Here is an 11308-nt window from a genome sequence, read left to right as displayed (position 1 = left end):
GGCGGAGGTGTCGATCCGGGGGTGTGCCGTTCGTGTAGGAGGTGGGACAACCCCACCGGGAGCACCCCGGCGACACCGAGGAGGACGTCATGAAGCACTACCTGCTCAGCGTGGTCCAGCCGGCCGGCGGACAGCCGCCCGAGCCCGACGCGCTCGCCAGGATCATGCGCGACGTGGAGGCCTTCAACGACGAGCTGCGCGAGGCGGGGGCCTGGGTCTTCGCCGGGGGGCTGCACGGCCCGGAGACGGCCACCGTGCTGCGGCCCAAGGACGGCGACGTCCTCGTCACCGACGGACCGTACGCCGAGGGCAAGGAGTACCTGGGCGGCCTGTGCCTGATCCAGGCCCCCGACCTGGACGCGGCCCTCGAGTGGGGCCGCAAGGCGGCCCTGGCCACCACTCTCCCCATCGAGGTGCGCCCCTTCGTGGACCAGCACTGATGCCGGACACCCCCGATGTCGAGGCCGTCTTCCGCGCCGAGTACGGGCGTGCGGTCTCCGTCCTCGTCCGCTTCCTCGGTGACATCGACCTCGCCGAGGAAGCGGTCCAGGACGCCTTCGCCACCGCCGTGCGGAAGTGGCCGGAGACGGGGGTGCCGCCGAGCCCGGCGGGCTGGATCATCACCACGGCGCGCAACCGCGCCGTCGACCGGCTGCGCCGCGACACCGGCCGGGACGCCCGGCACGCCGAGGCCGCCCGGCTGTACGCGCCCGACGCACCGGCCGAGGAGGGCCCCGTGCGCGACGACCGGCTCCGTCTGATCTTCACCTGCTGCCACCCGGCCCTCGCCCCGCAGGCCCGGGTCGCCCTCACCCTGCGCCTGCTCGGAGGCCTCAGCACCGCGCAGATCGCCCGCGCCTTCCTCGTGCCGGAGCCCACCCTGGCCCAGCGGCTGGTGCGGGCGAAGGCGAAGATCCGCGACGCGGGCATCCCGTACCGCGTGCCCCGGGACGCCGACCTGCCCGACCGGCTGGGCGGCGTCCTGGCCGTCGTGTACCTGATCTTCAACGAGGGATACACCGGCGCGCCCGAGCTGTGCGCCGAAGCCGTACGGCTGGGCCGTCTGCTGTCCGAGCTGATGCCGGACGAGCCCGAGGTCACCGGCCTGCTCGCGCTCATGCTGCTGATCGAGGCGCGGCGGCCCGCCCGGCAGGACGAGGACGGCGCCCTCGTTCCGCTGCCGGAGCAGGACCGCGCACGCTGGGACCGTGACCTGATCGCCGAGGGCCAGGACCTGGTCCGCCGCTGCCTGCGCCGCAACCGGCCGGGGCCCTACCAGATCCAGGCCGCGATCAACGCCGTCCACAGCGACGCGGACACGGCCTCCGCCACCGACTGGGGGCAGATCCTGCGCCTCTACGACCAGTTGACGGCCGCGGCCCCGAGCCCCGTCGTCGCTCTCAACCGGGCCGTCGCCGTGGCCGAGACCGAGGGCCCGGAGGAGGCGCTTGCCCTGGTCGACGCGCTCGACCTGCCCGGTTACCACGTCCGCCACGCCGTCCGGGCCGAGCTGCTGCGCCGCCTGGGTCGGCCCGTCGAGGCCGCGCGGGAGTACGAGACCGCCATCGAACTCGCGCGGAGCCCGGCCGAGCGGGCCCACCTCCGACGACGCCGACGCCAATGTCCGTGAGACCCCCGCCCGGCTGTGCGCGGGGGGCGTGCGAAACTCCGTCGATGACCACTTCACCGATCACCGCGGACGCGTCCGGCACCTGGCAGCTCGGCGACCTCCCCGTCCACCGCATCGGTTTCGGCGCCATGCGGCTGACGGGCAGCGGGCCCTTCCACCACGGCACGCCGAGCGACCGGGAACGCTCCCTCGCCGTACTGCGCAGGGCGGTCGAACTGGGCGTCAACCACATCGACACGGCCGCCTTCTACTTCTCCTCGACTCGCTCCGCCAACGAACTCATCAACACCGCGCTGGCTCCGTACCCCGACGACCTGGTCATCGTCACCAAGGTCGGCCCCTTCCGCGACTACTCCGGCGAATGGGGCACCGCCGCCCGGCCGGACCAGCTGCGCGGGCACGTCGAGGAGAACCTGCGCCAGCTCGGACGCGACCACCTCGACGTGGTCAACCTCCGCCGGATGCGGCAGGACTCGATCGCCGAGCACTTCGGTGCCCTGGCCGAGCTCCGTGAGGCCGGGCTGATCCGGCACCTGGGCGTGTCCGACGTCGAGCCGCGCCATCTCGCGGAGGCGCTCGAGATCGCGCCGGTGGTGTGCGTGCAGAACCGGTACGGGCTCGACAGCCCGGACCCCCGGACCGACGAGCTTCTGCGGATCTGCGGGCAACAGGGCATCGCGTTCGTCCCCTTCTTCGCCGTGGCCGGGGAGGGCGGAGCGCACGGTCCGAGCGGGGAGGAGCCGGACGAGGTGCTCGCCGTAGCCCGCGATCACGGGGCGAGCCCCGCGCAGATCCGCATCGCCTGGATCCTGCACCAGGGCCGTCACGTGCTCGCCATTCCGGGCACCGGCAACCCCGGCCACCTGGCCGAGAACGTCGCCTCGGGAGCCCTGCGGCTCACCGACGGCGAACTGGAGCGGCTGAACGCGCTGCACACCGGGCGGCCCCTTCCATAATGGGGATGCGGGTACTGCCGTAGGACGGCATCCGGCCGACCGCGACAAGCAGACGGTCCACCGGGGGTGGACGAGGACGGGGTGAGGAACGTTCCCATGAGCGACGCGAAGGACGAGCGCCGCCCGGCCGGCGAGCTGGAAGCGAGCGTCATGGCCGCGCTCTGGGCCGCCGGTACGCCCCAGACACCCGGTCAGGTCCAGCTCAGCCTCGGCGCCGGCCTGGCGCGCACCACGGTGACCACGATCCTGTCCCGCCTGCACGACAAGGGCGTCGTCGACCGGCGGCGGCAGGGGCGGGGGTACGCCTACTTCCCGGTCCAGGACGCCCAGGGCCTCACCGCCCGCAGGATGCACACCGAACTCGACCGGGACAGCGACCGCGAGACCGTGCTCGCCCGCTTCGTCGCCCAGCTCAGCCCGGACGACGAGCGGATCCTGCGGGACCTGCTCGAACCCCCCGCAGAGCGATGACCGTCCTGCTGCTCCTGCCGCTGGTGCTGCCGCTCGCCCTGCCGGCGCTGGCCCGGCGGGCCGTCGACCGGCTCGTGCCCGTGGCCGCGCTCTGGGCGATCACCGTCTCGGCGGTCGTGTGCGCGGGCTGCTCGCTCGCCGCGCTCGGCGCCTTCGTGCTCACCGGGCTGCTGAAGCTGTCCGTCTTCGCCGCGCTCGGTGAACTCGTCCACCCGCTGCGCACCGCCTCCGACGTCTTCGTGGTCCCGGCGGCCGCCACCTCCGTAGGCGCGCTGGCCGTGTGTGCCTGGACCCTCGTCCGCTCGGTGCTGCGTCAGGCCCGCGCCTTGCGTGCGGCCCGCTCGGCGGCCGGGCGCGGACCCGCCGTGGGCGACCTGTGCGTGGTGGACTCGCCGCACCCCGACGCATACGCGCTGCCCGGGCGACCGCACCGGATCGTCGTCACCACCGGGATGCTGCGCAGCCTGGACGCCGCCGAGCGGGAGGTCCTCTTCGCCCATGAACGGGCCCACAACCAGGGCGGCCACCACTACTTCCTCGCCGCCGCCGAACTCGCCGCGCAACTCCACCCCGCGCTGCGTCCGGTCCGCGAGACCATCCGGCTCGCGGCCGAGCGCGCCGCCGACGAGGCCGCGGCCGGCGCCGTCGGCGACCGGCGCCTGACCGCCCGCGCCATCGCCCGCGCCGCCCTCGTGGGCCAGGCCGCCCGTGGTGCCCGCCCGGACCTCGCCCCCGGTGTGACGACCGGGCCCGTTCCCCAGCGCGTACAGGCCCTCCTGGCCGCGCCACGTCGCGCCACCCCTTGGATCGCCCTCGTGCTCGTCGCCTGCACCGCCCTGTCCTTCGCCGCCTCCGCCACCGGGGTGATCGACTTCCACCACCGGGTGGAGGTCGCCCAGGGCGAGGAGCGGGGCTAGCGGGTGTCTTGGATCATCCCGGGGTCGCGGGGTCTGGCACGCGCTCTCTCGGCTTCGCTCGAGCGGGGGGATCCCCATCGCGTTGTCGCCCTCCTCCGCCTCGCAGCCCCCCATCGCCCCCGCTCGGGCCGGCTGGATAGCGCCTTCGGTCCATGCCCGGCCTGATCCACAAGACACCCCTGGCAGACGGGTGCCGCACGCCCCTCGGGAGACGCCGTGCCGCCGGACTGGCGCCCGTGAAGTTTTACGTATAACCTCACCCGTCAACCACCCCGTCCAGCCCCTCCGTGAAAGGCCCCGATGAGACGCGTCGCCCTGGTCACCCTCGTCGTGGACGACTATGACGAGGCGATCCGCTTCTACACCGACGCCCTCGGGTTCCGGCTCGCCGAGGACGCCCCACGCCCCGACGGCTCCCGCTGGGTCGTCGTGGAGCCCGGTCCGGAAGGGGCGGGCACCGGGCTGCTGCTCGCCCGGGCCAAGGGGGAGACCCAGCAGGCCCGGGTCGGCGACCAGGCCGGCGGGCGCGTCGCGTTCTTCCTGCACACCGACGACTTCGCCCGCGACCACGCCCGGATGGCCGCCGCCGGCGTGACCTTCCTGGAAGAACCGCGCCACGAGCCGTACGGCACGGTCGCCGTCTTCCAGGACCTGTACGGCAACCGCTGGGACCTGCTCCAGCCCGCCGACTGATTTCCTTCGCCGCAGCCGCCGAACGCTCGGCCCGCCGGCCCGCCGGCCCGCACCTCCCGCCGCACCATCCCACCGCCGCCGAGAACCGCCCGCTCAAGGAAAGCCCCGCCATGACTGCTACGCGCGTAGACGCCGAAGTGATCCGCCGCCTGCCCAAGGCCGTCCTGCACGACCACCTCGACGGAGGCCTGCGCCCCGCCACCGTCGTCGAACTCGCGGCCGCGGTCGGCCACACCCTGCCCACCACCGACCCCGACGAGCTGGCCGCCTGGTACTTCGAGGCCGCGAGCTCCGGTGACCTGGTCCGCTACATCGCCACCTTCGAGCACACCCTCGCCGTCATGCAGAACCGCGAGGGCCTGCTGCGCGTCGCCGAGGAGTACGTCCTGGACCTCGCCGCCGACGGCGTCGTCTACGCCGAGGTGCGCTACGCCCCCGAGCTGAACACGCAGGGCGGGCTGGCGCTGAGCGAGGTCGTGGAGGCCGTTCAGGAGGGGCTCGCGGCCGGCATGGCCAAGGCGGCCGCCGCCGGCACCCCGGTCCGGGTCGGCACCCTGCTGTGCGGCATGCGGATGTTCGACCGCGTCCGCGAGGCCGCCGACCTGGCCGTCGCCTACCGCGACGCCGGTGTCGTCGGCTTCGACATCGCCGGCGCCGAGGACGGCTTCCCGCCCGCCGACCACCTGGCCGCCTTCGAGCACCTGCGCCGGGAGAGCGTGCCGTTCACCATCCACGCCGGCGAGGCGCACGGCCTGCCGAGCATCCACCAGGCCGTGCAGGTGTGCGGGGCCCAGCGTATCGGCCACGGCGTGCGCATCACCGAGGACATCGTCGGCGGCAAGCTCGGCCGGCTGGCCGGCTGGGTGCGCGACCGCCGCATCGCCCTGGAGATGTGCCCCACCTCCAACCTGCAGACCGGTGCCGCCGACTCGATAGCCGAGCACCCGATCACCGCCCTGAAGGACATGGGTTTCCGGGTCACCGTCAACACCGACAACCGGCTGGTCTCCGGTACGACGATGACCCGGGAGATGTCCCTGCTGGTCGAGGAGGCGGGCTGGACGGTGGAGGACCTGCGCACGGTCACGGTGAACGCCCTCAAGAGCGCGTTCATCCCCTTCGACGAGCGCAGGGCCCTCATCGAGGACGTGGTACTGCCCGGCTACGTGGCCGCGCTCTGAAGCAGCCCCCGCAGATAGGCGGCCTGTCCGACGTGCTGCAGATCGTCGGACAGGACGCTCACCAGGCGCACGGCCAGGCTGACCGGGGGATCCCAGCGGTCGTCGACGATGCGTTCGAGATCCTTGGCGGGCAGGTCGCGCAACACCCCGAGGGTCTGCTCGTGCACGGCGTCGTAGTACCCGGTGAGCAGGTCGGCCGATTCGACCCGCACCTTGGCGACCTTGGCGGGACTGTGCCCGTACCCCGTGTCCTGGCGCGGCAGATCGAGCCCGAAGCGTTTCTCCCAGCCCTGTGACAGCCACACCTGGTCCAGCTCGAAGGCGTCGGCGACGTGGTCGTCCTGGACCCGGGTGAGATGCCACACCAGCCAGGCGACGGAGTTGTTCTCCGGGGCCGGGCGGGCGTGCAGATCGTCCGGCCCGAGCCCGTCGAGGACGGCGTGGACTTCTTCCTGGATGCGGCCGTAGCCGTCGATGAGGATGTCCCTTGCATGCATGTCTCCACCATGGCGCATCGCGCCCCGTCGTGCGCCCGGTATCCGGCAGCGGCCGTGGCGGAGTCAGCGGGGGCGGGCCCCGTCCTCGGGTGTCGCCGGGCCCCCGGTTTCCAGCAGGCCGACCAGCGCCCGGGCGGCCGGGCTGGTGCCCGTGTGCGGCGGCAGGAGGGCGATGGTCTCGTACTCCGCCTCGCCCGTCCCCTTCAGGGGCAGCGCCGTGAGCGCCGGTCGCTTGTGCCGGAAGTGCCGGGGCACGACGGCGACCCCGAGGTTCTCGTCCACCAGGTCCAGGAGGCTGTGCACGTCGTTGACCTCCAGGGCGACCGTGCGCCGCACGCCCGCGGCGGCGAAGGCCGCGTCCGTGGCGCGCCGCGGGCCCCAGTCGGGGTGGAAGTCGACGAAGACCTCGCCGCGGATGTCGCCCGGGACCAGCGCCGCGCCCGCCGTGGCGAGGCGGTGGCTGGGATGGCACAGCACCGTCATCGGTTCGCTGGCCAGCGACACCGACCGCAACTGGTCGGAGTCCTCCTGTGTCCGGTAGGCGAACGCGAGGTCCAGCCGCCCCGCCGCGACCTCCTCCGCCAGGGCGCCCGAGCCCGCCTGCCGCAGCCGGATCTCCACATCCGGATGACGCCGCCGGAACGCGGCCAGCAGCCCCGCCACATGCACCCCGGCGATGCACTGCTCGGTGCCCAGCGCCAGCGTCCCGCGCAGCACGCCCTGCACCGCGGCGACCGCCTCGTGCGCCGCCCGCACTTGTGCCAGGATCCGTTCCGCCTCGGCGAGCAGCGCGCGCCCCGCCTCGGTCAGGGTGACCCGGCGGGTGGTCCGCACGAACAACGGGGCACGGAGCTCCCGCTCCAGCGCCCGGATCGACGCGGACAGGCCCGACTGGGACACCATCAGCCGCTCCGCCGCCCGGGTGAAGTGCTGATCCTCGGCGACGGCGACGAAGTGCTGGAGGTGGCGCAGTTCCATGATTGAGAAGCCTATCCGCTGAATACCATCGGATTCTTCTGTTGGACCGCTGTACGCGGCCCGGGGAAGAGTGGTCACCGGTAGATCGTGTGCCAACCCCTCTGGAGTCGCGTTGTACACCGCACACCCCGACCGCTACGCCGACATGCCCTACCGGCGCACCGGACGCAGCGGCCTGAAGCTCCCCGCGCTGTCGCTCGGCCTGTGGCACAACTTCGGTCCCGACCGGCCCGTCGAGACCCAGCGCGCCATCCTGCGCCGTGCCTTCGACCTCGGTGTCACCCACTTCGACCTGGCCAACAACTACGGGCCGCCGCCCGGCGCCGCCGAGTCCGCCCTCGGTGACGCCCTCCGGGCCGACTTCGCGCCCTACCGGGACGAACTGGTCATCTCCACCAAGGCGGGCTACCTCATGTGGCCCGGCCCGTACGGAGAATGGGGCTCGCGCAAGTACGTGCTGTCCTCCCTGGACCAGAGCCTGAAGCGGATGGGCCTGGAGTACGTCGACATCTTCTACTCGCACCGCCCGGACCCGGACACTCCGCTGGAGGAGACGATGGGCGCCCTGCACTCGGCGGTCCAGCAGGGCAAGGCACTCTACGTCGGCGTCTCCAACTACTCCCCGGAGCAGACCCGAGAGGCCGCCCGGATCCTCGGCGAACTGGGCACCCCGCTCCTCATCCACCAGCCGCGCTACTCCATGCTCGACCGCCGCCCCGAGGAAGGTCTCCTCGATGTCCTCGACGAACTCCAGGTCGGCTCCATCGCCTACTCCCCGCTGGAACAGGGCCTGCTGACCGCCCGCTACCTCGACGGCATCCCCGAGGGGTCCCGGGCCGCGAGCGACAGTCCCTTCCTCAACTCCGACGCGGTGACCTCGGAACTGGTCGGCAAGCTGCGCGCCCTCGACGAGATCGCCAAGTCCCGCGGCCAGACCCTGGCACAGCTCGCCCTGGCCTGGGTCCTGCGTGGCGGCCGGGTGACGTCGGCCCTGGTCGGCGCGAGCAGTCCCCAGCAGCTCGCGGACAGCGTGGCCGCGACCGGCAACCTGGACTTCGACGCGGAGGAACTGGCCCGGATCGACGCGCTGGTCGAGGTGTAGGGCCGGTCGCGAACGCGTCGTCCGTCAGAGTCGCCGTGCGCATGTCCGGGAAGGCTGCGAAGCTGATCGAAGGAGCACTGTTCCCAGCCCCGACGAACAGCGGCGGTGAGCGCAGTGGCCGATATCGACGAGACCGAGCGGGGAGCGGCCACCGCGCACGTCGACCCGCTGGGCGACCCGATCCTGCACACCCGGTTCGCGCTGCCGGCGAGACCCGCCACGTTCCTGCGGCGGGAGCGGCTCGTCCAGCACCTCCAGCAGGCTCTGCGCACCCCGCTGACCATGGTCAACGGCGCCGCCGGGGCGGGCAAGACCCTGCTGGTCGCCGACTGGGCGGCCGGCCTGGCGGAGCCGGTCGCCTGGCTCACCGTCGAGGCGGGGGACCAGCGCCCCGGGATCTTCTGGGCCTATCTGCTGCACGCCCTGCGGAACTGCGGCGTTCCGGTCCCGGACGACGTCGGCTGCCCGGCCGAGGCGACGCGTGTCGACCGCAGGCTGCCGGCCGCGCTCGCCGCCGGGCTGAGCGGGCAGGACCGGGTCGTCACCGTCGTCCTCGACGAGTACGACCGGGTGCCCGCCCCGGAGATCGCCGAGCAGCTGGAATTCGTCCTGCGCCACGCCGGGCGGGCGATGCGCCTGATCCTCGTCACCCGCACCGAGCCGATGCTGCCGTTGCACCGGTACCGGGCGGCCGGCGAACTGACCGAGATCCGCGACGCGGAACTGGCCTTCACCCCGGAGGAGGCCGTCACCCTGCTGGAGCTGCACGGACTGCTCCTGCCCGTCGACTCCGCGCGGGCCCTCGTGGAGCGCACCCGGGGCTGGGCCGCGGGCCTGCGGCTGTGCGCCCTCGCCGCGCAGGAGAGCGCCGACCCGGAGACGTATCTGAAGGAGTTCGAGGCGGACCGGAGCACGGTCGCCGACTTCCTGCTGGCCGAGGTGCTCAAACGGCAGCCGCGGCAGACGCAGGACCTGCTGCTGCGGGTCAGTGTCCTGGAGCGCTTCTGTCCCGACCTGGCGAACGCGATCACCGGACAGACCGACGCCGAGCCCATCCTGGCCGGACTGCACCGGGAGAACGCGTTCGTCGAGCACCTCGGGCACGGCTGGTACCGGTTGCACCCGCTGTTCGGGGAGATACTCCGGGCCCACCTGCGGGTACGCCTGCCCGGGCTGGAGCCCGACCTCCACCGCCGGGCCGCCCACTGGCTGCGAGGTTCCGGATCCCTGCCCGAGACCCTCGCGCACGGCGCCGCCGCGGGCGACTGGGACTTCACCGCCGGCGCGCTCGTCGACGATCTGGCGATCGGGCAGGTGCTGACCGGCCTGCGCTCCGACGACCTCGCCGAACTGTTCTCCCGGATGGGCACCGAGGCCGCGACTCCCGCGACGGACCTGGTACGGGCGGCCCGTGAGCTGTCCCGCAGCGACCTCGACCACGGCCTGGCCCATCTGCGCCGAGCCGAGGAACGGCTGGCCGACGACGCGCCCGGCCAGGCCGCGGGCCGGCTGACCTGCGCGCTGCTGGAGACCCTGGCGGCCCGGCTCACCGGCTCTCCGGGACGGGCGGAGAAGGCCGCCGCGGCCGCCGAGGACCTGCGGCAGGAGGTCCCCGCCCACCTCCTGGAGAAGCACCCCGAGCTCACTGCCCTGCTGCTGATCCATCTGGGCTCCACCCGCCTGTGGGCCGGGCACTTCGAGGACGCGCGGGCCGCCCTCGCGGAGGTGGTCGGCTCAGCCGGCGGAGCCGCGACCGTGCTGCCGCGCGAGGAGTCGCTGGGGCACCTGGCCCTGCTCGACCATCTGAACGGCTGGCCGGACCGGGCGGAGCGCAAGGCACTGGCGGCGGTCACCGAGACGGAGCGGTACAGCCTGCCCCAACCGGCCGGTTCCGGTGTCGAACGGCTGGTCCTGGCGGCCGTGGCCGTCGACCGCGACGAACTGGAGCGCGCCCAGGCCCTCCTCGACGAGGTGGCCTCCCTCCCCTCCGCGGTGCACGACCCGGTGACGGCGGCGGGGCGGGCCATCGTGACCGCACGCCTGCTGCTCGCCCGGGGCAGCACACGGGCGGCGCTCGAGGCGGCCGGCCCGGCCGTGTCCGCGGAAGTGATCTCCCCCTGGGCGCGGAGCCACGAGACGCTGCTCGTCTGTGCCGCCCACGTGGCCGAAGGGCGGCCCGAGAGCGCCGCCGAGCTGCTCCGGGGGGTGCCCGACGACCATCCGGCGTGCGCCGTGGAGGCCGCACGGATACGGCTCGCCGCAGGCGACCCCGGTGGCGCGCTGGACCTGCTCGCCCACGTGCAAGGCGAGGGACGGACCGGGCCGGCGGTGGCCGTCCGGGCGGCCCTGGTGCGGGCCCAGGCCGCACTGCGGGCGGGGGACACCTCCACCGCCCGCCGGCTCCTCGCCCAGGCGCTCCTCGACGCCCGCCGCGACCGGCTGCGCCGCCCCTTCCGCGACGCCGGCGCCTGGATCCGCCCCCTCCTGGCCGAGCCGGCGCTCCGGCAGCTGACCGCGGGCTGGCTCGTACCCGGCCCACCCGCGAACACCGGGCCGACACCCCGCTCCGGGCCCCAGCCACCGCCGCTCGTCGTGGAGGAGTTGAGCGGACGTGAACGCGACGTGCTGGAGCGGGCGGCCCGCATGATGTCCACCGAGGAGATCGCCGCCGACCTGCACGTGTCGGTCAACACGGTGAAGACCCACCTCAAGAGCGCTTACCGGAAGCTCGCCGTGAACCGGCGCAGCGACGCGGTACACCGCGCCCGCGACCTGCGGCTGCTCTAGGGGGTGTCCTGTGGATCAGGCCGGCATGGACCGACGGCGCTGTCCAGCCGGCCCGCGCGGGGGCGATGGGGGTGCCCCCGCGCGAGGCTGTTCGAG

The 11308-nt window shown here is 73.6% G+C and carries 11 protein-coding genes; 9 read left to right on the top strand and 2 right to left on the bottom strand.

From position 1 onward, the window contains the following. Positions 1 to 89: 89 nt before the first annotated feature. The 7 genes from ACFYZQ_RS33650 (at position 90) to ACFYZQ_RS33620 (ending at position 5848) form a co-directional block, all read left to right on the top strand. Complete coding sequence (locus ACFYZQ_RS33650) at positions 90 to 440, top strand: YciI family protein (RefSeq protein WP_389156406.1); 351 nt, start codon at positions 90 to 92, stop codon at positions 438 to 440. Then, the gene (locus tag ACFYZQ_RS33645; RefSeq protein ID WP_389156138.1) at positions 440 to 1630 is read left to right on the top strand and encodes an RNA polymerase sigma factor; all 1191 of its coding nucleotides are present in this window, start codon (positions 440 to 442) and stop codon (positions 1628 to 1630) included. The genes ACFYZQ_RS33650 and ACFYZQ_RS33645 overlap by 1 nt, the downstream gene beginning before the upstream one ends. A gap of 44 nt (positions 1631 to 1674) precedes the next feature. After that, the gene (locus ACFYZQ_RS33640) at positions 1675 to 2586 is read left to right on the top strand and encodes an aldo/keto reductase (protein ID WP_389156135.1); all 912 of its coding nucleotides are present in this window, start codon (positions 1675 to 1677) and stop codon (positions 2584 to 2586) included. Between the two features lie 96 nt (positions 2587 to 2682). After that, positions 2683 to 3057 carry a BlaI/MecI/CopY family transcriptional regulator gene (locus ACFYZQ_RS33635; RefSeq protein WP_389156132.1) on the top strand — a complete coding sequence of 125 codons (375 nt, stop codon included), beginning with the start codon at positions 2683 to 2685 and terminating at the stop codon, positions 3055 to 3057. Then, on the top strand, positions 3054 to 3974 hold the full coding sequence (locus ACFYZQ_RS33630) for a M48 family metalloprotease (RefSeq protein WP_389156129.1): 921 nt from the start codon (positions 3054 to 3056) through the stop codon (positions 3972 to 3974). The genes ACFYZQ_RS33635 and ACFYZQ_RS33630 overlap by 4 nt, the downstream gene beginning before the upstream one ends. A gap of 300 nt (positions 3975 to 4274) precedes the next feature. Beyond that, a complete protein-coding gene (locus ACFYZQ_RS33625) occupies positions 4275 to 4667 on the top strand; it encodes a VOC family protein (RefSeq protein WP_389156126.1) in 393 nt (130 codons plus the stop codon). Between the two features lie 110 nt (positions 4668 to 4777). Continuing rightward, on the top strand, positions 4778 to 5848 hold the full coding sequence (locus tag ACFYZQ_RS33620; protein WP_389156123.1) for an adenosine deaminase: 1071 nt from the start codon (positions 4778 to 4780) through the stop codon (positions 5846 to 5848). Here the strand turns inward: ACFYZQ_RS33620 and ACFYZQ_RS33615 are convergent. Both ACFYZQ_RS33615 and ACFYZQ_RS33610 read right to left on the bottom strand, forming a co-directional pair. Next, positions 5830 to 6345 carry a DUF664 domain-containing protein gene (locus tag ACFYZQ_RS33615; RefSeq protein ID WP_389156121.1) on the bottom strand — a complete coding sequence of 172 codons (516 nt, stop codon included), beginning with the start codon at positions 6343 to 6345 and terminating at the stop codon, positions 5830 to 5832. The genes ACFYZQ_RS33620 and ACFYZQ_RS33615 overlap by 19 nt on opposite strands. Before the next feature lie 63 nt (positions 6346 to 6408). After that, positions 6409 to 7323: a LysR family transcriptional regulator gene (locus ACFYZQ_RS33610; protein WP_389156119.1), complete on the bottom strand. Its 915-nt coding sequence runs from the start codon at positions 7321 to 7323 to the stop codon at positions 6409 to 6411. Positions 7324 to 7435: 112 nt separating this feature from the next. Here ACFYZQ_RS33610 and mgrA point away from each other — a divergent pair, with 112 nt between their 5' ends. Both mgrA and ACFYZQ_RS33600 read left to right on the top strand, forming a co-directional pair. After that, the gene (mgrA, locus tag ACFYZQ_RS33605) at positions 7436 to 8425 is read left to right on the top strand and encodes an L-glyceraldehyde 3-phosphate reductase (RefSeq protein WP_389156116.1); all 990 of its coding nucleotides are present in this window, start codon (positions 7436 to 7438) and stop codon (positions 8423 to 8425) included. 105 nt (positions 8426 to 8530) lie between these two features. Further along, positions 8531 to 11212: a LuxR C-terminal-related transcriptional regulator gene (locus ACFYZQ_RS33600; RefSeq protein ID WP_389156113.1), complete on the top strand. Its 2682-nt coding sequence runs from the start codon at positions 8531 to 8533 to the stop codon at positions 11210 to 11212. Positions 11213 to 11308 lie beyond the last annotated feature (96 nt).

It is taken from the genome of Streptomyces sp. NPDC001843, from assembly GCF_042891955.1.
Taxonomy (GTDB): domain Bacteria; phylum Actinomycetota; class Actinomycetes; order Streptomycetales; family Streptomycetaceae; genus Streptomyces.
This window is presented reverse-complemented; position numbering and strand designations above follow the sequence as displayed.